The following is a 19,784-nucleotide window of genomic DNA, read 5'->3' as shown; positions in this document are numbered from 1 at the left end:
GGAGCATACCATGGAAAAAGGGCATAAGAAAATCCGGCTCATCGCCCGGTTGGATGTGAAGGATGAAAACCTGGTCAAGGGCATCCAGCTGGAGGGTCTGCGCAAACTGGGCGACCCCAACGCCTTCGCCCGCCGGTATTATGAAGAGGGCATCGACGAGCTGCTGTATATTGATATCGTGGCCAGCCTGTACAACCGCAACAACCTGTCGGGCATCGTCCGCCGCACGGTGGATGAAGTGTATATCCCGGTGTGCGTGGGGGGAGGTCTGCGCAGTGTGGAGGACGTGCGCGCCATTCTGTCCATGGGCGCTGACAAGGTGGCGGTGAACACCGCCGCCGTCAAGCGCCCCGAACTCATCACCGAGATCGCCAAGGCCTTCGGCAGCCAGTGCATGGTGCTGTCCATCCAGGCCAAGCGCAGCCATGCCATGCCCAGCGGCTGGGAGGCCTACTATGACAACGGTCGGGCCCATTCCGGCTACGACGTGGTCGAGTGGGCCAAGCGGGGCCAGGAACTGGGGGCGGGGGAGATCCTGCTCACCAGCGTGGACTGCGAGGGCCTGCGGGACGGCATGGACCTGGACCTGATCCGTGCCGTGACCGGGGCGGTCACCGTGCCGGTCATCTGCGGCGGCGGTGTGGGCTGCGGGGACGACATCGTGGACGCCGCCGAAGCCGGCGCCGATGCGGTGGCCTGTGCCTCGGTGCTGCATTACGGCCAGGAGACTGTTCAGGAACTGAAAGAGGAGATCCGCGCAGGCGGGGTGGAGGTGCGCGCATGAAGGTGACCATCATTGATTACGGACTGTCCAACCTGCTCAGCGTACAGCATGCCTTTGCCCATTTCGGGGCCGAGATCTGCCTGACCAACCGTCCGGAGGATGTGCTGGCGGCCCAGCTGCTGGTGCTGCCCGGTGTGGGTGCCTTCCGGGACGGCATGGCCGGCCTGGAACGTCTGGGCCTGATCGAGCCCATCCGCCAGAAGGCAGGGGAGGGCACGCCGCTGCTGGGCATTTGTCTCGGTATGCAGATGCTGTTTGAGGAATCGGAGGAGTTCGGGGTGCACAAGGGCCTGGGCCTGATCCCCGGCCGGGTGGTGCGCATCCCGGACAAAGACGCCGGCGGCAATCCCCAGCGGGTGCCCCACATCAGCTGGCAGGGCCTGATCCCCGCCGAGCACCGGGACCAGGAAACCGGTTTCGCCGGAACCGCCCTGGAAGGGGTAAAACCTGGCCAGGAGTGCTATTTTATTCATAGCTACGAAGCAAAACCCGCGGCGCCGGAATATCGTCTGGCGGATACCGTCTACGGCGGACGGCGCATCTGCGCGGCCGCCATGTGCGGGTCGGTGCTGGGGGTCCAGTTCCATCCCGAAAAGTCCGGGCCGGTGGGACTGGAAATTCTGCGCGCTTTCGCCAAACTGCCGAAGGCGTGATCCGCCGGGTGGGCTTTACCGCAATTTTACGCAACAAAAATCCATAAACGCGGAAAAATCGGCGTTCTATCCATTCACAAACGGGCGGATTTGTTGTATAATCAACTAGCAGTTAAAAAATTAACCGCTTGTGTGACAACGAACAGAAAGGGTGTCTCCGTTTGAAAAAACTGATCCTGGTCACAAGCCCTCCGGCTTGCGGCAAGACCTTTATCTCCCGCCAGCTGGCGGCCGCGCTCAAACATGTGGTGTATCTGGACAAAGACACCCTGATCCCGCTGTCCAAGCAGATCTTCGCGGTGGCGCATCAGCCCTATGACCGCAGCAGCATCTTCTTTGAAAAGTATATCCGGGACCTGGAGTATCAGGTCACCCTGGATCTGGCCATGGAAGCCCTGCTCTACGACGATATCGTGCTGATCAACGCCCCCTTCACCCAGGAGATCCGGGACAACGAATATATTGCGAACCTGCGCAAGGAACTGGCCAAGAAAGAGGCCGAACTGGTGGTCATCTGGGTGGATACCAAACCCGAAGTCTGCCACCAGCGGATGATCGACCGTGCCAGCGACCGGGATATCTGGAAGCTGAACCACTGGGATGAGTACATCCTGGGCGTCAACTTTGAGCCTCCCACGAACCTCAAGCTGGAAGAGCAGCCCGATTCCCTGCTGATCTTCCACAACTCTTCGGAGGAAGAGTTCCAGCAGTCCATGGACGAGATCGTGGCCCAGCTGGAAGCGTCGGTCAAAAAAGGCCGCCGCCCCCGCACGCCCCGCCGGCTGTAACGGCGCGGCACAACCGCAGAATTCCTGCTTTTTCCGGCAGCCCGCCGGTCCCTGTGACCGGGCGGGCTGCCGTTTTTCTTTTTTGGGCAGAAAAAGCGCTGCGCCGCCCAATCCCACCCGGTCGGGGCATTGCTTTTTGGAAGAGGAACCACTATAATGTATCTTGTACAAATGTGCAATTCTGCCGCATGCAAGGGGGAAGACCATGTCCAAGGATCTGCTGGTGGGTTCTACCGGTTTTGTGGGGGGCAATCTGATGGCCGCACACACCTTCGCCGCCGTCTGCCATTCCACCGATATCGCCGCCCAATACGGCACCGCACCCGACCTGTGCGTCTACGCCGGGGTGCCGGCTGCCATGTTCCTGGCCAATGCCGACCCGGAGGCCGACCTGGCCGTGATGGCCGCTGCCCGGGACAATCTGCGCAAAATCGCACCCAACAAGCTGGTGCTCATCTCTTCCATCGCCGTCTATGCGGACAGCAGGGGCAAGGATGAATCCGATGCCCCCGATTCGGCGGACCTGCCCGCCTATGGCCGCAACCGCCTGCAGCTGGAACACTGGGTGCGGGAGGATTTCCCCGACGCCCTCATTGTCCGCCTGCCCGCTTTGTACGGCAAGGGGCTGCGGAAGAACTTCCTCTTTGACCTGCACACCATCACCCCCGCCATGCTCCGCCCGGAAAAATACGGGGAACTGGCGGAAAGCAGCGAACTGGTCAGGAACAGCTACGCCCTGGCGGACAACGGCTTTTACAAGCTGGTTCCGGGGGCGGACGCCGTGGCTCTGCGGACCTTCTTTGCCGCCAACGACTTCAACGCCCTGGCCTTCACCGATTCCCGCAGCCGTTACCAGTTCTACAACCTGGGCCGTCTGTGGCAGGACATCGGCAAGGCCCTGGATGCCGGCCTGACCCTGCTCAACCTGACCACCCCGCCGGTGAGTGCCGCGGACGTGTATACCGCCGTCACCGGCCGCAGCTGGTGCAATACGCTGAACAAACCGCCTTTTGATTACGACCTGCGCAGCCGTCATGCCGACCTGCTGGGCGGCCGGGACGGCTACCTCTGCACCGAGGCGGAGGAGCTGGCCGACATCTGCGCCTTCATGAAAAACTGGAACTGAAAGGGGCTCACCATGCCTTCCATTCAACTGGCCGTCAGCAACATCGCCTGGAACAAGGCCGATGACGAATTGATCTACACCGCCATGAAGAACGCGGGCTTCACCGGGCTGGAACTGGCCCCCACCCGCATCTTCCCGGAACAGCCCTACGACAACCTGAGCGCCGCCGCCCTCTTCGGCGGCTACCTGCACAACCGGTGGGGCTTTGCGGTGCCCAGCATGCAGAGCATCTGGTACGGGCAGACCGGCAATATCTTTGACGATGCCCAGGCGGAAACCCTGCTTGCCTACACCGAGGAAGCCTACAACTTCGCCCATGTGCTCAACTGCCCCAGTCTGGTCTTCGGCTGCCCCAAAAACCGCATGCTGCCCGAAGGCGCCGACCCCGCCAAGGCGGACGCCTTCTTCGACAAGGCGGGCCGGCTGGCGGCCCGGTACGGGGTGCGGCTGGCCATCGAGGCCAACACCACCCGGTACACCAACTTCCTGAACCGCACCGCCGACGCCTTTGCCCTGGTCAAGCGGCTGGACAACCCCGCCCTGGCCGTGAACCTGGACCTGTCCACCGTCATTGAGAACGGGGAGCGGCTGCGGGATTTCATCCCCGACCTGAACTGGATCAGCCATGTGCACATCAGCGAGCCCGGGCTGGAACCCATCCAGCCCCGCCCGGAGCACAAGGAACTGGCCATGATGCTCAAGGCGGTGGGGTATCACGGGTTCGTCTCCATCGAGATGCGCAACCCCGGCAGCACCGATGGGGTGCTGCGCGCCATTGACTATATCGCGGAGGTGTTTGCATGAATCGCCAGCCTTTTGACGTGGCCTATACCATCACCGAATTCGCCCCCCGCAGCAGCGACTACTGCCTGCTGATCCCGGTCATCAACGAAGGAGCCCGCATCCTCACCGAGCTGGGCCGCGCCCAGAAAGCCGGGGTGGACAAGATGGCCGACATCATCCTGTGTGACGGCGGCTCCACCGACGGCAGCATGAAACCGGACACCCTGCAGCTCTACGGCGTGAACACCCTGCTGGTCAAGACCAGTGCCGGCCGCCAGGGCGCCCAGCTGCGCATGGGCCTGCACTTTGCCCTGGCGCGGGGCTACAAGGGTTTTCTGACCATCGACGGCAACAACAAGGACTCCATCGAGGACGTGCCCCGCTTTATCGAAAAGCTGAAGGAAGGCTACGACCTGGTCCAGGGCAGCCGCTTCATCAAGGGCGGCAAAGCCGTCAACACCCCGCCTGCCCGGTTCCTGGCCGTGCGGCTCATCCATGCCCCCATCATCAGCGCGGCGGCGGGGCAGTGGTTCACCGACACCACCAACGCTTACCGGGCGTACAGCCGGGAATATCTGACCCACCCCGGCGTCCAGCCCCTGCGCCCCATCTTTATGGGCTATGAGCTGCTGGCCTACCTGAGCATCCGGGCCACCCGCCTGGGCCTCAAGGCCTGCGAGGTCCCCGTGACCCGGGCCTACCCCGCCAGCGGCCGCACCCCCACCAAGATCAGCGGCTTCAAGGGCAACAGCGACCTGCTCAAGGTGCTGCTGGCTGCCGCCACGGGCAAATACGACCCGAAGTAAACACTTCATAATATACATTTTGTATATTATTTGGGAAGGAATCCGCCATGAACTACGACAAGATCATCCTGGGCGCGGGGCTGTACGGCCTGTACGCGGCCCGGAAATGCGGCGCCGCCGGCCAGCGGGTGCTGGTGCTGGAGCGGGACCCGGCCCCTTTCATGCGGGCCACCTACATCAACCAGGCCCGGGTGCACATGGGGTACCACTATCCCCGCAGCTACTCCACCGCCATCAAGAGCGCCCATTATTTTCAGCGTTTCTGCCAGGACTACGGCTTCTGCCTGCACACCAGGTTCGACCAGGTCTACGCCACCAGCGCCCATTTCTCCTGGACCGATGCGGCAGCCTTCCGGCGGTTCTGCGCCGCGGCGGGCATCCGCTGTGACGACGTGCCCCCCACCCGGTATTTCAACCCCGGGCTGTGCGACGGCGCCTTCCTCACCACCGAGTACACCTACGACGCCCAGGTGCTGAAAAAATGGTTCCTGGAACAGCTGGCCAAGCTGCCCAACGTGACCATCCTGTACAGCCACAAGCCGGACTCCATCAAGGAGCACGGGGATGTGTGGCAGGTGACGGCGGGGGACGTGCGGGCAGAAGCCCCCTTCCTGCTCAACGCCACCTATGCGGGCGTCAACGATGTGCATGCCATGCTGGGGCTGCCGCCCTTCCAGATCAAGTACGAAAAGTGCGAGATGATTCTGTGCGAGGTGGCCGAGCCTTTGAAAAACGTGGGCATCACCGTCATGGACGGACCCTTCTTCAGCCTGATGCCCTTCGGCCAGACCGGGCTGCACAGCCTGACCAGCGTGACCTTCACCCCCCACGAGACCAGCTATGATCCGGTGGCCACCTTCCCCTGCCAGCAGCGCAGCGAAGGCCACTGCGCCCCCGGCAACCTGTACAACTGCAACGAATGTCCGGCCAAACCGGAATCCGCCTGGCCGTACATGAGCCAGCTGGCCCGCAAATACCTGAAAGAGGAGTACGGCTTCACCTACAAGACCAGCCTGTTCAGCATGAAGCCCATCCTGAAAGCCAGCGAGATCGACGATTCCCGCCCCACGGTGGTGCGGGTGATGCACAAGGCCCCCACCATGATCAGCGTGCTTTCAGGCAAGATCAACACCGTCTACGATTTGGATGAGGTATTGGACGTATGAACCAGGAATCTCTGAGCGAAAAGCTCAACAAAGAAAAAAATTTCATCTCGGCGGTGGTGTATCTGCGGGGGGACGCCGACCGCACCCTCCGGTTTTTCAAGACCCTGGCCGCCCAACTGGAAGCCCACTTTGCCCAGTATGAACTGGTGGCAGTGGATGATGCCGCCGACCCGGCGGTGGTCAAGGCGCTGCGGGAATGGGCCGCCGACCTGCCCAAACCCCTGACCATCCTGCACATGAGCCTGCATCAGGGGCTGGAACCGGCCATGAACGCCGGTCTGGACGCCGCCATCGGCGACTATGTCTATGAGTTCGACTCCACCGAGATGCCCTACGACGCCTCCCTGATCTTCCAGGCCTACCGTACCGCCCAGCAGGGCAGCGATATCGTCTCGGTCTGCCCCAAGCAGACCCGGGGCGGCAGCGGACTGTTCTACCGCATCTTCAACGCCAACTCCCACAGCGCCTACCGCCTGCGCACCGACGCCTTCCGTCTGGTCACCCGGCGGGCCATCAACCGGGTACACGCTTCCAGCGCCCACCTGCCTTACCGCAAGGCGGCCTATGCGGCGTCGGGCCTGCGAATGACCGACCTGGAATTTGACGGCCGCCTTACCGACAAGCCCGCCGGCCGGTTCGCCCTGGCCGCCGACAGTCTGGCCCTGTACACCGACGCCGGGTTCCGCCTGAGTGCGGGCATCGCCCTGGCCATGATGGTGCTGGCCCTGGCCGAACTGGCCTATACCTTTATCATCTTCTGCACCGGCCATCCCATCGAGGGCTGGACCACCACCATGTTCGTGCTGACCCTGGGCTTTGCCGGGGTGTTCGCGGTGCTCACCATCATCATCAAGTATCTGTCCCTGCTGGTGGACCTGACCTTCAAACAGCAGAAATACCTGATCGAGAGCATCGAAAAGATCCAGAAGTAAAACCGCCGCGCTGTCTGCGCCCCGAAAGGACCCCTCATGTCGTTTCCCCGCCTGAAAAACCGAATCGATCTGTCCCGCCGCGCCTTCTGGGTGTGGGTGGTTGGGCTGGTGGCGGTGCGTCTGGCACTCACCGCCTTCCAGCAGGCCTACACCTGGGTGGGCGGCGCCCCCCTGGACGATGAACTCATGTTCCGGGCTGCCCAGTCCATCTCCGCCGGCCAGTGGCTGGGCGGGTACGATTACCTCACCCTGTCCAAGTCCATGTTCTTCCCGGTGTGGCTGGCCTTTCTGCACGCCCTGCACATCCCCTACCTGCTGGGGGGCGTGGGGCTGTGGTGTGCCGCGGCCCTCTTTGCGGCCTTTGCTTTCTCGCCTTTGTGGGAAAAACTGCCTGCGGGGCAGGGCAGGGCCGTGACCCTGGGCCTCTTTGCCGCCCTGGTCTGGCTGCCCACCTCCTGGGCATCCTATACCCTGCGGGTCTACCGGGACAACATCTTCCCGGCGCTCTGCCTGCTGGCCTTCGCCGGGTTTTCGGCGGCGGCGCTGCGGGTGCTGCGCACCGACCGCACCCCTCTGTGGCCCTGGCTGCTGGCGGGGGGCGCGGGTCTCACCGCCGGGTATCTCAACCGGGAGGACGCCGGCCTCTTCCTGCTGCCCTTCACCGTTCTGGCCACCCTGGGCATGCTGGGGGTGGCGGTGCGCCGCCGCCGGTGGACCCGGGCGCTGGTGCAGCTGCTGCCTTACGCCATGCTGGCGGGGGGCATCGGCATCTTCTGCGCCCTGAACCAGGCTTATTACGGGGTGTTCACCCTCTCCGATTTCTCCGGCGGTGCCTTTGCCGACGCCATGGGCGCCATGAGCCGGGTGGCCACCGACGCCGAGGACCCCATGCTCAGTGTGCCCGCCGACGCCCGACAGAAGCTGTATGCGGCGGTGCCGGAACTGGAGCCCCTTTCCTACTGGCTGGAGGAGGACCCCCAGATGATCAACGATTTCCGGGACCCCCAGCTGGAAGACTACCGCGCCGGCAGTTTTTACTGGGCGATCCGGAGGGCGGCGCAGTACGAGGGCATCTATGATACCGCCGCAGGCGCGGAAGCGTACTGGCAGACGGTGGCGGACAAGGTCAACGCCGCCTGCGAGGACGGCACCCTGCCCACCCGCAGCGGGCGGCGCAGCGGCACCACCCAGCCCATCCGGGCGGAATATGTGCTGCCCACCCTGCAAGAAAGTGTCCGCAGCCTGGGATGGGTGCTCACCTTCCAGGACTGCGCGGCCTACGAGACCCAGCGCTCCATCGGCACCCCGGAGGACTTTGCCCAGTGGTCCGGGTATCTGCACTGCGGGCTGAACGGCGCCGCCGAGGCAGGCAAGGACACCCCCTACTACAGCCCCAACCAGAAGCTGGTCTTCGGTCTGTTCGGCGCCCTGCGGCTGGTGTGGGCCTTTGCCCTGCCGGTGTGCTTTATCCTGGCGGTGCTTTTCTGGCTGCGGGCTCTGCCTGCCAGTGTGCGGGCTGCCCGGAAATGCTTCACCGCTCTGGTGCCTTGGACGCTGCAGACATTGCTTCTCTTCATGGCCGCCCTGCGCTGCGGCATGATCGCCTTTGTGGAGGTGTCCAGCTTCGGCATCGGCACATCCACCATGTATCTGGCAACGGTGCAGCCGCTGCTGCTCCTGTTCACGGCCCTGAGTTTTGTGTGGGCCGCTCAGCAAAGGAGGAACCCCCATGCCGCTGGATGATCTGGTAATTGTGGGCGGCGGTGCGGCCGGACTGATGGCCGCCGGGGCCGCCTGTGCCCGGGGGGCTTCGGTCACCGTGCTGGAGCACAACCCCAAAGGACCGGGGCAGAAGCTGCTCATCACCGGCAAGGGCCGGTGCAACGTCACCAACGACTGCGACCCCCGGGAATTCCTGCGGTATGTGCGCCGCAATCCCCGTTTCCTGTATTCCTGCCTCTACGCCTTTCCGCCCTCGGCGGCCATGGAATTGTTCGAGTCCCTGGGCGTGCCCCTCAAGACCGAGCGGGGCCGCCGGGTCTTTCCCCAGAGCGACCGGGCCGCGGATGTGCTGGCCGCCCTGCGGCAGTACGCGGCGGACGCCCGGTTCGTGAAGGCGGACGCCCAGGACCTGATCCTGGAGGACGGCGTCTGCAAGGGCGTCATCGCCGGGGGCAAGGCCTACCGGGCCCGCCATCTGCTGCTGGCCACCGGCGGGGTGAGCTACCCCGTCACCGGCAGCGACGGCAGCGGCTACCGGCTGGCCGCCAAGGCGGGGCACACCATCGTCCCGCCCCAGCCCAGCCTGTGCAGCCTGGTCTCCCCGGATCCGGCCTGCCGCAAGCTCATGGGGCTGTCCCTGCGCAACGTCACCCTGACCCTGCTGCGGGACGGCAAGCCCCTGTTCACCGAACTGGGAGAGGCTCTGTTCACCCACTTTGGCCTGTCCGGGCCGCTGGTGCTCTCCGCCTCTACCTACATCGACGACATCCACGCCCACAAGTATGTGTGCGAGTTTGACCTCAAACCCGCCCTGGACGAAAAGCAGCTGTATGACCGCCTGACCCGGGACTTTGCGGCGTTGGGCGGGCGCAGTGCCCAGGGCGCCCTGGAAAAGCTGCTGCCCCATTCCATGCGCCCGGTGGCGGTGGAAAGGTGGGGCGTGGACCCGGCCACCCGGGCCGCCCAGATCACCCGGGAGCAGAAGATGGCCCTGGTGCAGCTGTGCAAGCACTGGGCGGTGCCTGTCACCGAGCTGGGGGACCTGGAACACGCGGTCATCACCGCCGGTGGTGTGGACGTGCGGGAGGTGGACCCCAGGACCATGGCCAGCAAACTCTGCCCGGGGCTGTATTTCGCCGGGGAGATCCTGGACGTGGATGCCCGCACCGGCGGGTACAATCTGCAGATCGCCTGGGCCACCGCCCGGGCTGCGGCGGCCGCTGTGACGGAAGCCGACCAATAAAAAGGAGCGTTTTCTCATGATCTCTGTTGCCATCGACGGCCCTTCCGGGGCTGGTAAGTCCAGCATGGCCCGCCGTCTGGCGGCTGACCTGGGCTACACCTATGTGGACACCGGCGCCATGTACCGGGCCATCGGTCTGTATGCCCGCCGTGCCGGCGTGGATACCAAGAATGCCGATGCTGTGGCCGCCCTGCTGCCCCAGGTCAGGCTGGACATCCGTCTGCAGGACGGCGCCCAGCACATCCTGCTCAACGGGGAGGACGTGACCGAGGCCGTCCGCGCCGAGGAGATCGGCATGGCGGCATCGGATGTGTCCGCCCATCCGGCGGTGCGGGCCTTCCTGCTGGACACCCAGCGGAATCTGGCCGCCAGCCGGGACGTGCTCATGGACGGCCGGGACATCGGCACCGTGGTGCTGCCCAACGCCACCGTCAAGATCTACCTCACCGCCAGCGCCGACGCCCGGGCCCGCCGCCGTCTGGCCGAGCTGCTGGAAAAGGGCAAACAGACCGATTACGCCACCGTCCTGGCCGACATCGAACAGCGGGACTACCAGGATACCCACCGCGCCGTGGCGCCCCTGCGTCAGGCGGAGGACGCCATCCTGGTGGATACCAGCGATATCGGCATCGAGGAGAGCTTTGCCCTGCTGAAAAAGACCATCCTCGGGCACATCTGAACCGCGTCTGTCTCATATGGATGTAAAAAATTAGGAAATGGTGAATTTATGCTTCTGTACTGGATCCTGCTGCCCATCGTGTGGGTGCTGATGCACATTGTCTATCGGGTGGAGGTCGTGGGCCGCAGCCTGATTCCCCGGGGCCGCCCCATCGTCATTGCCCCCAACCATATCTCAGATCTGGACCCGGTCTTCATCCTGGTGGTGGTGTTCCGGTTCCGACGCTTCCGCATCCTGGCCAAGCAGGAGCTTTTCCGCAATCCCTTCATCGGGTGGTTCCTGCGCTGCATGGGCGCCGTGCCCATCGACCGGGGCCATGGGGATATGGAGACCGTCAACAAGGTCACCGAGGACTGCAAAAAGGGCACCGGCGTGCTCATCTTCCCGGAAGGCACCCGCAGCAAGGACGGCAAGCTGGGCAAGCTGAAAAGCGGCGCCTTTGTCATTGCGGGGCAGGCCGGGGCGGATCTGGTGCCCTGCCGCATCATCTACGACACCCCGGACCACCGCATGCGTCTTTTCTGCCGCATGCGCATCTGCTTCGGGGAACCCATCCCCGCATCGGACCTGCGCATCACCGACCCGCGCCACCAGATCAAGGAACTGCGGGCCCTGCGCACCCGCCTGACCGACGACCTGGAGGAACTGTACCGCCAGAACAGCTTTGAGCCGGCGCCCCTGCCGGCCCCCGAACCCAACCCGGGCACCGAGCCCGGAACCTGAACACAGGAGAATCTGCCATGGAGATCATTCTGGCCAAGACCGCCGGTTTCTGCTTCGGTGTGAACCGGGCGGTGAAGCTGACCTATGAACTGCTGGACAAGGGCTGCAAGGTGGCCACCCTGGGACCGCTGATCCACAACCCCCAGGTGGTGGCCGATCTGGAAGCAAAAGGCGCCCTGACCTGCCCGGATGTGGACGCCGTACCCGACGGATATGAGGTGGTGATCCGCAGCCACGGGGTCCCCCGCAGCGTATATGAAAAAATTGGCACACGCGCCCTGGCGTTTCATGATGCCACCTGCCCGTTCGTATCAAAAATCCATAAAATTGCCGAAGAAGCGGGCAAAAACGGTGCGCTTTTGCTGGTGGCGGGGGATGCCTCCCACCCGGAAGTGCAGGGAATTGTAGGCCATACAAGCGGCGAGGTGCGGGTTTTTGCGAACCTGGACGAGCTGGAAGCCATGCGCGAAATTCTTGCGCAGCAAAAATCCATTTATGTGGTGGCCCAAACCACTTTTCGGGTCCAAAGTTGGGAAAGTTGCAAGGCTTTTCTAAAAAAGTGGTGTACAAATGCCAAAATATTTGATACAATATGTAATGCAACGTGGGCGAGGCAACAGGAGGCGGAGGACCTCAGCCAAAAATGCGATCATATGATCGTCATTGGTGGTCATCATTCCTCCAACACCCAGAAACTGTTGCAGGTCGCCGCTCGGCATACCGACGCCGTTACCATCGAGACAGCTGATGAACTCGACCGGGAATGGCTGCGGGGCGCCAGGGTGGTAGGCGTAACAGCAGGGGCTTCCACGCCTTCGTCTATAATTGAGGAGGTACTTAACTGTATGAGTGAAGAAATCCGTGACGACATGAGTTTTGCCGAGATGCTCGAGGCTTCTGAGGCAAAACCGCTGTTCGCAGGTAAGATCGTTAAAGCCAAGGTCATCAGCGTTAGCCCGACGGAGTGCGTTGTGGGCATCGACGGCTCCAAGCACACCGGCATCGTCAAGCTCAATGAGATGACGCATGATCCCAACGCCAAGATGGAAGACCTTGTTAAGGTGGACGACGAGCTGGATCTGGTGGTTGTCAAGACCAACGACCAGGAAGGCGTCGACACCCTTTCCCGTGTCCGCTTTGAAGCCCAGAAGGGCATGAAGGACGTTTCCGAAGCTGCCGAGAACGGCACCGTCATGGAAGGCGACGTCATGGAAGCCAACAAGGGCGGCGTTGTTGTCAACGTCAAGGGCGTGCGCGTCTTCGTGCCCCGTTCTCAGGCCACCATGCGCCGTGATGAGGACTACACCAAGCTGGTGGGTCAGCATGTGCGTCTGGTCATCACCGAGTGCGCCGGCCGCAAGATCGTCGGCAGCATCAACAAGGTGACCGCCGAAGAGAACAAGGCCAAGCGGGAAGAGTTCTGGCAGAACGTGGAAGTGGGCAAGCACTACACCGGCGTTGTCAAGAGCCTGACCTCCTACGGCGCCTTTGTGGACATCGGCGGCGTGGACGGCCTGTGCCACATCAGCGAGCTGAGCTGGTCCAACCTGAAGCATCCGTCTGAGGTCGTCAATGTTGGCGATACCATCGACGTGTATGTCAAGAGCTATGATCCCGAGAACCAGAAGGTTTCTCTGGGCTACAAGAAGGAAGAGGACAACCCCTGGGAGAAGCTGAAGAACGAGTATCCCATCGGCAGCGAGTTCACCGCTCCGGTTGTCTCCATCACCAAGTTCGGTGCCTTTGTGCGCATCCTGCCCGGTGTTGACGGCCTGGTCCACATCAGTGAGATCTCCAACGAGCGCGTCAACAAGGTCAGCGACGTGCTGAAGGTCGGCGACGAAGTGCGCGTCAAGCTCATCAACGTGGACTTTGACCGCAAGCGCATCAGCCTGTCCATGAAGGCCTGCGAGGGCGAAGTGGAAGCTGAAGGCTCCGACGCTGAATAATCTCTGAACGATCCCAATGGGAGGCCTGCCTGGTAACAGGCGGGCCTCTTTTTGGTTCACGGGTGTATCATGCAGAAACTCAAAGACCTCATTGTGAAATACTATGAACAGCTGTCTTACCTGTTCTTCGGCGGGCTGGCCACGCTGCTCAACTTTGTCATCCTCAATATTTTCCAGGCGGCTTTCGGGCTGGATTTCGCCGCCGGTGTGGGCAACGTCCTCAACAATGCCATCTGCATCCTTTTTGCCTACTGGACCAACCGCACCTTCGTCTTCCGCAGCAAAAGCCGCGGTGCCGTTGCCTGGCAGGAATTCACCAAGTTTGTGGGCTGCCGTATCTTTACCGCCGTGGTGGATCAGCTGATCATGTGGGGCGGTGTGAGCGTGCTGGGCCCCATGATCGCCTTTGTGTCTCCCCAGCTGTGGGCCAACATCGTCAAGCTGTTCTCCCAGGTTGTGGTGATCGTGTCCAACTATGTGTTTTCCAAGATCCTGATCTTCACCAAAAAAGCGCCGTGATCCGTGCGCGATAAGGAGGCATTCTTATGAAAAACAACGTTCGCGGCGGAGGATTCCGCCTCACCGGCCTGATCCTGGGCATCATCGCCACCGTGTGCGGTGTTACCTCCATCATCTTTGCGGGCATCGGGCTGCACCAGGCACATCTGTGCAAGCACTGCAAGAAGGGGGCGGAATACCGGTGAGCCATTACACCAAAGAACATCTGTTCTCGGTCGTTGACCACACCCTTCTCAAACCCGAAGCCACCTGGCCCCAGATCCAGAAACTCTGCGACGAGGCCATGGAATACCACACGGCCTCGGTGTGCATCAACACCTGCTATGTGAAGCAGGCCGCCGAGTATATGGCCGGCCGGGTGCCGGTGTGCTGCGTGGTGGGCTTCCCCCTGGGGGCCATGGATACCGCCAGCAAATGCTTTGAAGCCCGCACCGCCATCGAAAACGGCGCTTCGGAAGTGGACATGGTCATCAACATCGGCCGGCTGAAAAACGGCGAGTACGACGCCGTGCGGGAAGACATCGCCGCCGTCAAGCAGGCGGTGGGGGACCACTGCCTGAAGGTCATCATCGAGACCTGCCTGCTCACCGACGAGGAAAAGATCAAGATGTGCGACATCGTGCCCGAAGCCGGTGCCGATTTCATCAAGACCTCCACCGGCTTCTCCACCGCCGGCGCCACCTTCCATGATATTGAGCTGTTCGCCAAGCATGTGGCAGGCCGCTGCAAAATCAAGGCCGCGGGCGGCATCTCCACTATCGGGGATATGGAAAAATTCCTGGACCTGGGCGCCGACCGACTGGGCACCTCCCGTGCTGTGGGCCTGCTGACCGCCGAATAATCACAAAGAAAACCGCCTTCCCTTTGCCGGGAAGGCGGTTTTTCTGTGAGGTCAGTTCTTTTTTGTAGCGGCAGGGAACGGCCATTTTGCCCGGAATCGGGTGAACATGACCTGGATGGCCAACGGCAGAAGAAGCCCGGTAAGCGTATAGGGAATCCACCACCATCCGCCGGTGAAAAGCACCGGAAAGGAGGCCAGCAGGTAGCTCGCCCCGCCGGTGAGCCGGAGTCCTGCCCAGGAGACCGGCTTGAAGCAGAGCAGATGCAGGATCAGCACAATGCGGCTGTGGCGTCCGGCAAAGGCAAAGAAACGGCGGCAGACCCCGCAGGCCAGCAGCAGGCGGGCGGCGCCGTAGACCATGTACCAGCCGTACACCGAGCCGACCAGCAAAAAAAATGGATTGGGATACTCGTTGGAGGCCAGGGAAACGCTGCCGAGGGTATTCAGAACACATAACCCTGCAGCGCTGCCGATCCCGGCCGCCGCCACCATAGGCGGGCGGTGGGGCAGGACGGAAAATTGCCGCAGCAGGACCCCCAGATGGTACAGCGGATAGCAGCTCAGGGCCACGTCCAGCAGCCATACCGACCAGTGTGCCCGCTGACAGGCAAAACCGATCCCCAGGAACACAAGGGCCAGCGCTGTCTGTACGGCCAGGGTCTGGCGGGGAGAGAGAACCCGTTTGAGAAGAAAATCCACAAAGGCATACAGCACCGACACCTGAAACAACACCTGGAGAAACCACAGGGCGCCGCCCAGCTGGGTCCCGCCGTCAAAGAAACACCAGTGGACGGTGCGGCCCACAATGTCCCGCCAGGTGACGGGCGCATGAACCAGGTTGCCCGGTATGTCCAGAATCCGTGCATCCTCCGTCAGGATGTTCAGCCGCAGGAAGAGGTTGTTGCACAGGGTAAATGCCGTGTTGGCGATTACAAAGGGAAGCCACAAGGTGAGAACCTTGCTTTTCCAGCTGTGCAGCAGACCGGATAGGGGAACGGTGTGTTCCGGTTTGTAAAACCAGCCGCTCAGCAGGAAAAACAAGGGCATATGGAATAGATAAATCCATCCGCTGAACGGGAACCCGGCGTGCCCCAGCACGACCAACAGAATGCCGATGCCGCGCATGATATCAAACACGGGATTTCGTCTTTGCAGATTCATGACCAAAAACTCCTTTTCAGGTGTGTTTTTTATGCCCGCATCAGCAGCCAGCCCACAGCAATGCAGGCGGCGCAGAGGACCAGGCAGAGCATGGCGGACCGGGCCCGGTCGGGGGCGGGGGCATCCTTGGGGCGCAGCAGGCTGAGTCCGGCCCAGACCAGCCAGGGGCTGGCCGCGGCCAGGAAAAAGTAGGCGCCCAGCGCAGGAAGGGTCATGACCGTGCCGGCGGTCTCCGCCGCCTCCAGCGCCGCGGTGTCGGCGGAGGCGGGCACCAGGGTGGCCAGGGCGGACAGACTGTTGTTGAACAGGTGGAAGAGCATGGCGTACAGCAGATTGCCGCTGCGCAGGGCACCCCAGGTGAGGAAGATGCCCAGGATGGCGGTGGGCAAAAACCGCACCGGGTCCAGATGGAACAGCCCGAACAGCCCGCCGCACAGCAGGATGCGTCCCCAGGCGGGCATGGGCTGCATGTGATGGAGCAGGTATCCCCGGAAGAGCATCTCCTCACAGAACGCCGGGGTCACCGCCACCAGCAGAAACCGCAGGACAAAGGGGACCTGGGAAAACAGGTCGGTGATGGCGGTGCTCACATCGGTCAGCTGCTGGGGAACGAGAAGCATGGTAAACATGGACACCAGCATGACCAGGGCGTATGCGCCCATCCAGAGCAGCAGGGTGCCGGCCACCCCTTTCCAGGTGGGGCGATGGAAATTGAACACCTGACGCCAGGGGGACCGGAACACGGCCGTGCCCAGCAGGGCCAGGGCCAGCAGCCCCAGCTCGGTCCACAGCAGCCCCAGCATGCCGTACCGCAGCTGCAGGGGAGCAGCAACGAACAGCAGGAAGAGCAAAGCCAGAAGATAGCCGCTCACGGCCGCCAGCAGGTTCTTTCGGGATGTACGCATGGGAAAACGCCTCCTTTGATGGCAGATACGTCACAGCACACGGCTGTAATACAGGCGGAACAGCAGATACAGCACCGCAAACACCAGGATGCCCGCAAGACAGAAGGCGAACAGTACCGGCGCAAACAGTCCGGCTGCCAGCAGAATGAGGTACAGCACCAGGAACAGGACAAAGGCGGCGGCCAGCGCGGCCTTTTCGTTGATGCGGCAGTTCCGCTCGTCGGTGGTCTGGGTGAAGCGGCGGCGCAGGGCGGCGTCGTCCCGCAGCAGCCGTCCGGTGCGGAAGAACAGGATGCATCCCAGGGCGATCAGAGAGAAGCCGGTGCCGGTGTAAAATCCGCTGAAAAAGGAAATATTTCTCTCTTCGCCCAAAAGGCGGGGCACCCCCAGCAGGGCAAACAGCACGGTGGCGGCGCCCAGCACCGGCAGCACCGCACAAAAAGGGCGCAGGGAACGCAGGCGGGCCCGGTACTCTTCCAGGCTGGCCGGATGCCCTTCCAAAAGCTGACAGATGATCATAGCTCTCCCTCCAAATGGCTGAAATCGAAAACTTCTTCGATGGAAAGTCCAAAATAGTGGGCGATCTTGTATGCCAGTTCCAGGCTGGCCGTGTACCGTCCCACCTCAATGCTGGTGATGGTCTGCCGGGTCACGCCCACCGCGTCGGCCAGCTCCTGCTGGCTCATCCGTCGGGCTTTGCGCAGTTCGGGAATACGGGTCTTCATGGGTCATCGCCTTTCCGGCCCGCGGGGCGAATGCCGCGGACTGAAATTGCAAAGCCTGCTTTGCAATTTCAGTATAGCTTGCTTTGCAAAAACTGTCAAGCATACTTTGCAAAAATTCCGGTGTGCCCCGGCACGCATTGCGGCAGGGGACGGTTTGTGGTATACTGACCGTGTATATCCTGAAACGGCGGAAAGGAGGGGCGTCCATGGTCCATACACCCGGAACGGCCGCGGCCGCCCTGGCGCTGGCCCTGTGTCTGACCGGCTGCAGTGTGCTTCCCGGCGGCGAGACCGAAAGCCTGCTGCGGGCTCCCCGTCTGTCGGGGCAGAGCAGCGCGGTGCAGAAGGCCCTGAACAGCTATCTGGACGGGGTGGCCACCCTGAAATATCCGGCCAGCGGCGATTTTCTCTCCCCCTTTCTGTTCGGCGACTGGGACGGTGACGGCACCCAGGAAGCCGCCGTCCTCTACACGGTGGAATCCGGCGGCTCCAATGTCTGGCTGGCCATCCTGGAACCCACCGATTCCGGCGGCTGGCGGGTATCCCAGCGCACCGAGGGTCTGTCCAGCGAGGTGGAAACGGTCAGCTATGCCCACCTGCGGGACGCGGATTCCCTGCAGCTGCTGGTGGGGTATGACAGTGCCCAAGGGGACCGCTACATGGTGGTCTACCTGTACAACAGCGACGAGACCCTGCAGACCGTCAACAAACAGAGCTACACCGACATGCTGGTGGCCGACGTCACCGACGGCGGCGACGGTACCGAGGACCTGGTCCTGGCCCTGCCCACCGAGACCGAAAACGGCGGCATCAACCTGCAGCTGCTGACCTACACCGGCGGCGATACCTTCCTGGCCGCCCAGACCCTGGCCGTGGGCGAAGGCTTTTACAGCGGCTGTGCGGGTCTGCATGCCGGGGTGGGGGAGGACGGCGCCTCCTATGTGGTGGTGGACGGCTGGACCGGATCGGCGTCCAGTCTGGCCTCCAGCATCATCATCTATGACGCCGAAAGCGGCTTCCTCAAGACGTATATGCCGCCGGGGGTCCCGGACCTGTACAGCGCCACCCAGCGCTATGACACCGACCTGCTGAGCATGGACGTGGACGGCAACGGTACCGTGGACATCCCCACCCAGGTCGCCGACGGCGGCACCGTGCCGGAATCCCTGGCCAACCAGCTGCACTTCCTTTTGTGGAAGGATTACGCCACCGAGGAGGGCAGCAACAACATCTTCGGCGTGTATGACAGTGAGCACCGGTTTTTCCTGCGCCTGCCGGAATCCATGCACGGCAATGTCTCCCTGAAATCCAACGCCGACGGCAGCGGCTGGATCATCGCCAACCTGGCGGGGGATGTCCAGTACTGCGAACTGCGGGTGATCGACCCGGCCGAAACCGATCTGCGCACCGACAAATACAGCCGGGTGGCCACCATCGGCAGCCAGCAGCTGCAGGCCCGCATCCTCACCGAATATTACGGCCTCACGTTGGAGGATATCCTGTCCGGCGTGACGGTCCTGCCCTGAATTCCGTGGAATTCCTTGTCATGGAAAGGAGTTATCTGTATGAAACGAGTCCTGGTTGTGGAGGACGAAAACAGCATCCGGGAAATGGAAGTGCTGAACCTGCGCATGGCCGGATGGGAAGTGCTGGAAGCCCCCAGCGCCGAGCGCGCCCTGGAACTGCTGCACGCCAACCCGCCCTGTGACGCAGCCCTGCTGGACCTGATGCTTCCCGGCATGGACGGCCTTTCCCTGTGCGAGACCATCCGCCGGGACGACCCCGATATCGGCATCATCATCGTCTCGGCCAAAGGGCAGGAGACCGACAAGATCCGGGGCCTTTCCATCGGTGCCGATGACTATATCACCAAGCCTTTCTCGGTGTCCGAGCTCATCGCCCGGGTGGAGGCCCTGGCCCGCCGGGTGCACCGCAATGCCGGCGACAGCCGGGAAGGTTCCGGCCCCGACCAGCTGGTCAGCGGCAGCTTTGTGCTGGATGAGAAGAGCCGGGTGCTGTACAAGGCCGGCAAACCCATCGACCTGACCCAGGTGGAGTTCCAGATCATGGAGCTGTTTTTCCGCAATCCCGGCGCCGCCCTGGTGCGGGAAAAGATCCTGGAAGGGGTCTGGGGCAAGGGATATTACGGGGACGTGAAGATCGTGGATGTGAACATCCGCCGTCTGCGCATGAAGATCGAGGATGAACCCAGCAGCCCCACCCACATCCTCACCGTATGGGGATACGGCTACCGCTGGAGCCCCTGATATCCACACCCG

22 protein-coding genes are annotated in these 19,784 nt (G+C 62.5%); 18 read left to right on the top strand and 4 right to left on the bottom strand.

The annotated features are described in order from the left end of the window. Window positions 1-10: 10 nt before the first annotated feature. The 16 genes from hisF to deoC all read left to right on the top strand — a co-directional run bounded on the left by hisF (window position 11) and on the right by deoC (window position 14,714). Complete coding sequence (hisF, locus tag AC127K_RS04990) at window positions 11-784, top strand: imidazole glycerol phosphate synthase subunit HisF (RefSeq protein WP_483721787.1); 774 nt, start codon at window positions 11-13, stop codon at window positions 782-784. Beyond that, window positions 781-1,437, top strand: a complete 657-nt coding sequence (gene hisH, locus AC127K_RS04985) for an imidazole glycerol phosphate synthase subunit HisH (RefSeq protein WP_483721786.1) — start codon at window positions 781-783, stop codon at window positions 1,435-1,437. Before hisF ends, hisH begins: the two co-directional genes overlap by 4 nt. Before the next feature lie 161 nt (window positions 1,438-1,598). Continuing rightward, window positions 1,599-2,225: a P-loop nucleotide/nucleoside kinase family protein gene (locus AC127K_RS04980; protein ID WP_483721785.1), complete on the top strand. Its 627-nt coding sequence runs from the start codon at window positions 1,599-1,601 to the stop codon at window positions 2,223-2,225. Between the two features lie 205 nt (window positions 2,226-2,430). Next, entirely contained in the window at window positions 2,431-3,351 is a 921-nt protein-coding gene (locus AC127K_RS04975; RefSeq protein WP_483721784.1) for a sugar nucleotide-binding protein, read from the top strand. A 12-nt stretch (window positions 3,352-3,363) separates the two neighbouring features. Next, complete coding sequence (locus AC127K_RS04970; protein WP_483721783.1) at window positions 3,364-4,155, top strand: sugar phosphate isomerase/epimerase family protein; 792 nt, start codon at window positions 3,364-3,366, stop codon at window positions 4,153-4,155. Next, the gene (locus tag AC127K_RS04965) at window positions 4,152-4,940 is read left to right on the top strand and encodes a glycosyltransferase family 2 protein (RefSeq protein WP_294539612.1); all 789 of its coding nucleotides are present in this window, start codon (window positions 4,152-4,154) and stop codon (window positions 4,938-4,940) included. Before AC127K_RS04970 ends, AC127K_RS04965 begins: the two co-directional genes overlap by 4 nt. Window positions 4,941-4,987: 47 nt before the next feature. Beyond that, a complete protein-coding gene (locus tag AC127K_RS04960) occupies window positions 4,988-6,106 on the top strand; it encodes an FAD-dependent oxidoreductase (protein WP_483721782.1) in 1,119 nt (372 codons plus the stop codon). Further along, on the top strand, window positions 6,103-7,038 hold the full coding sequence (locus AC127K_RS04955; RefSeq protein ID WP_483721781.1) for a glycosyltransferase: 936 nt from the start codon (window positions 6,103-6,105) through the stop codon (window positions 7,036-7,038). Before AC127K_RS04960 ends, AC127K_RS04955 begins: the two co-directional genes overlap by 4 nt. A gap of 36 nt (window positions 7,039-7,074) precedes the next feature. Beyond that, entirely contained in the window at window positions 7,075-8,781 is a 1,707-nt protein-coding gene (locus tag AC127K_RS04950) for a hypothetical protein (RefSeq protein WP_483721780.1), read from the top strand. Then, on the top strand, window positions 8,768-10,003 hold the full coding sequence (locus AC127K_RS04945; protein WP_483721779.1) for a BaiN/RdsA family NAD(P)/FAD-dependent oxidoreductase: 1,236 nt from the start codon (window positions 8,768-8,770) through the stop codon (window positions 10,001-10,003). The genes AC127K_RS04950 and AC127K_RS04945 overlap by 14 nt, the downstream gene beginning before the upstream one ends. 16 nt (window positions 10,004-10,019) lie before the next feature. After that, window positions 10,020-10,682, top strand: a complete 663-nt coding sequence (cmk, locus tag AC127K_RS04940) for a (d)CMP kinase (protein WP_483721778.1) — start codon at window positions 10,020-10,022, stop codon at window positions 10,680-10,682. A gap of 48 nt (window positions 10,683-10,730) precedes the next feature. Then, window positions 10,731-11,405 (top strand): lysophospholipid acyltransferase family protein, encoded by a 675-nt coding sequence (locus AC127K_RS04935; protein WP_294539627.1) that lies wholly within the window; start codon window positions 10,731-10,733, stop codon window positions 11,403-11,405. A gap of 17 nt (window positions 11,406-11,422) precedes the next feature. Then, window positions 11,423-13,354 (top strand): bifunctional 4-hydroxy-3-methylbut-2-enyl diphosphate reductase/30S ribosomal protein S1, encoded by a 1,932-nt coding sequence (locus AC127K_RS04930; RefSeq protein ID WP_294539630.1) that lies wholly within the window; start codon window positions 11,423-11,425, stop codon window positions 13,352-13,354. A 69-nt stretch (window positions 13,355-13,423) separates the two neighbouring features. Next, window positions 13,424-13,873 carry a GtrA family protein gene (locus AC127K_RS04925; RefSeq protein WP_483721777.1) on the top strand — a complete coding sequence of 150 codons (450 nt, stop codon included), beginning with the start codon at window positions 13,424-13,426 and terminating at the stop codon, window positions 13,871-13,873. A 26-nt stretch (window positions 13,874-13,899) separates the two neighbouring features. Continuing rightward, window positions 13,900-14,058, top strand: coding sequence for a hypothetical protein (locus tag AC127K_RS04920; RefSeq protein WP_483721776.1), 159 nt, complete (start codon window positions 13,900-13,902; stop codon window positions 14,056-14,058). Beyond that, complete coding sequence (gene deoC, locus AC127K_RS04915) at window positions 14,055-14,714, top strand: deoxyribose-phosphate aldolase (protein WP_294539638.1); 660 nt, start codon at window positions 14,055-14,057, stop codon at window positions 14,712-14,714. Before AC127K_RS04920 ends, deoC begins: the two co-directional genes overlap by 4 nt. A 51-nt stretch (window positions 14,715-14,765) precedes the next feature. Here deoC and AC127K_RS04910 read toward each other — a convergent pair whose 3' ends face one another. From AC127K_RS04910 to AC127K_RS04895, 4 genes are read right to left on the bottom strand one after another with little or no spacing between them, the layout of a single operon-like run. Beyond that, window positions 14,766-15,875: an acyltransferase family protein gene (locus AC127K_RS04910; protein ID WP_483721775.1), complete on the bottom strand. Its 1,110-nt coding sequence runs from the start codon at window positions 15,873-15,875 to the stop codon at window positions 14,766-14,768. A gap of 29 nt (window positions 15,876-15,904) precedes the next feature. Then, a complete protein-coding gene (locus tag AC127K_RS04905) occupies window positions 15,905-16,780 on the bottom strand; it encodes a CPBP family glutamic-type intramembrane protease (protein WP_483721774.1) in 876 nt (291 codons plus the stop codon). A 30-nt stretch (window positions 16,781-16,810) separates the two neighbouring features. Then, window positions 16,811-17,299 (bottom strand): hypothetical protein, encoded by a 489-nt coding sequence (locus AC127K_RS04900; RefSeq protein ID WP_483721773.1) that lies wholly within the window; start codon window positions 17,297-17,299, stop codon window positions 16,811-16,813. Further along, entirely contained in the window at window positions 17,296-17,505 is a 210-nt protein-coding gene (locus AC127K_RS04895; RefSeq protein ID WP_294539647.1) for a helix-turn-helix transcriptional regulator, read from the bottom strand. The genes AC127K_RS04900 and AC127K_RS04895 overlap by 4 nt, the downstream gene beginning before the upstream one ends. Window positions 17,506-17,711: 206 nt before the next feature. Between AC127K_RS04895 and AC127K_RS04890 the strand changes: the two genes are divergently transcribed. Both AC127K_RS04890 and AC127K_RS04885 read left to right on the top strand, forming a co-directional pair. Next, window positions 17,712-19,031 carry a hypothetical protein gene (locus AC127K_RS04890; RefSeq protein WP_483721772.1) on the top strand — a complete coding sequence of 440 codons (1,320 nt, stop codon included), beginning with the start codon at window positions 17,712-17,714 and terminating at the stop codon, window positions 19,029-19,031. A 39-nt stretch (window positions 19,032-19,070) separates the two neighbouring features. Further along, window positions 19,071-19,772: a response regulator transcription factor gene (locus tag AC127K_RS04885; RefSeq protein ID WP_294539653.1), complete on the top strand. Its 702-nt coding sequence runs from the start codon at window positions 19,071-19,073 to the stop codon at window positions 19,770-19,772. Window positions 19,773-19,784 lie beyond the last annotated feature (12 nt).

Source organism: Subdoligranulum sp. DSM 23681, assembly GCF_057005535.1.
Note: the sequence above shows the minus strand (reverse complement) of the source record. Positions and strands in the feature narration are given on the sequence as shown.

Bases quoted from the DNA above. Each gene is read 5' to 3' on its own strand.
- hisF (WP_483721787.1), top strand. From the start codon at position 11: ATGGAAAAAGGGCATAAGAAAATCCGGCTCATCGCCCGGTTGGATGTG.
- hisH (WP_483721786.1), top strand. From the start codon at position 781: ATGAAGGTGACCATCATTGATTACGGACTGTCCAACCTGCTCAGCGTA.
- AC127K_RS04975 (WP_483721784.1), top strand. From the start codon at position 2,431: ATGTCCAAGGATCTGCTGGTGGGTTCTACCGGTTTTGTGGGGGGCAAT.
- AC127K_RS04970 (WP_483721783.1), top strand. From the start codon at position 3,364: ATGCCTTCCATTCAACTGGCCGTCAGCAACATCGCCTGGAACAAGGCC.
- AC127K_RS04965 (WP_294539612.1), top strand. From the start codon at position 4,152: ATGAATCGCCAGCCTTTTGACGTGGCCTATACCATCACCGAATTCGCC.
- AC127K_RS04960 (WP_483721782.1), top strand. From the start codon at position 4,988: ATGAACTACGACAAGATCATCCTGGGCGCGGGGCTGTACGGCCTGTAC.
- AC127K_RS04955 (WP_483721781.1), top strand. From the start codon at position 6,103: ATGAACCAGGAATCTCTGAGCGAAAAGCTCAACAAAGAAAAAAATTTC.
- AC127K_RS04950 (WP_483721780.1), top strand. From the start codon at position 7,075: ATGTCGTTTCCCCGCCTGAAAAACCGAATCGATCTGTCCCGCCGCGCC.
- AC127K_RS04945 (WP_483721779.1), top strand. From the start codon at position 8,768: ATGCCGCTGGATGATCTGGTAATTGTGGGCGGCGGTGCGGCCGGACTG.
- cmk (WP_483721778.1), top strand. From the start codon at position 10,020: ATGATCTCTGTTGCCATCGACGGCCCTTCCGGGGCTGGTAAGTCCAGC.
- AC127K_RS04935 (WP_294539627.1), top strand. From the start codon at position 10,731: ATGCTTCTGTACTGGATCCTGCTGCCCATCGTGTGGGTGCTGATGCAC.
- AC127K_RS04930 (WP_294539630.1), top strand. From the start codon at position 11,423: ATGGAGATCATTCTGGCCAAGACCGCCGGTTTCTGCTTCGGTGTGAAC.
- AC127K_RS04925 (WP_483721777.1), top strand. From the start codon at position 13,424: ATGCAGAAACTCAAAGACCTCATTGTGAAATACTATGAACAGCTGTCT.
- AC127K_RS04920 (WP_483721776.1), top strand. From the start codon at position 13,900: ATGAAAAACAACGTTCGCGGCGGAGGATTCCGCCTCACCGGCCTGATC.
- AC127K_RS04910 (WP_483721775.1), bottom strand. From the start codon at position 15,875: ATGAATCTGCAAAGACGAAATCCCGTGTTTGATATCATGCGCGGCATC.
- AC127K_RS04905 (WP_483721774.1), bottom strand. From the start codon at position 16,780: ATGCGTACATCCCGAAAGAACCTGCTGGCGGCCGTGAGCGGCTATCTT.
- AC127K_RS04900 (WP_483721773.1), bottom strand. From the start codon at position 17,299: ATGATCATCTGTCAGCTTTTGGAAGGGCATCCGGCCAGCCTGGAAGAG.
- AC127K_RS04895 (WP_294539647.1), bottom strand. From the start codon at position 17,505: ATGAAGACCCGTATTCCCGAACTGCGCAAAGCCCGACGGATGAGCCAG.
- AC127K_RS04890 (WP_483721772.1), top strand. From the start codon at position 17,712: ATGGTCCATACACCCGGAACGGCCGCGGCCGCCCTGGCGCTGGCCCTG.
- AC127K_RS04885 (WP_294539653.1), top strand. From the start codon at position 19,071: ATGAAACGAGTCCTGGTTGTGGAGGACGAAAACAGCATCCGGGAAATG.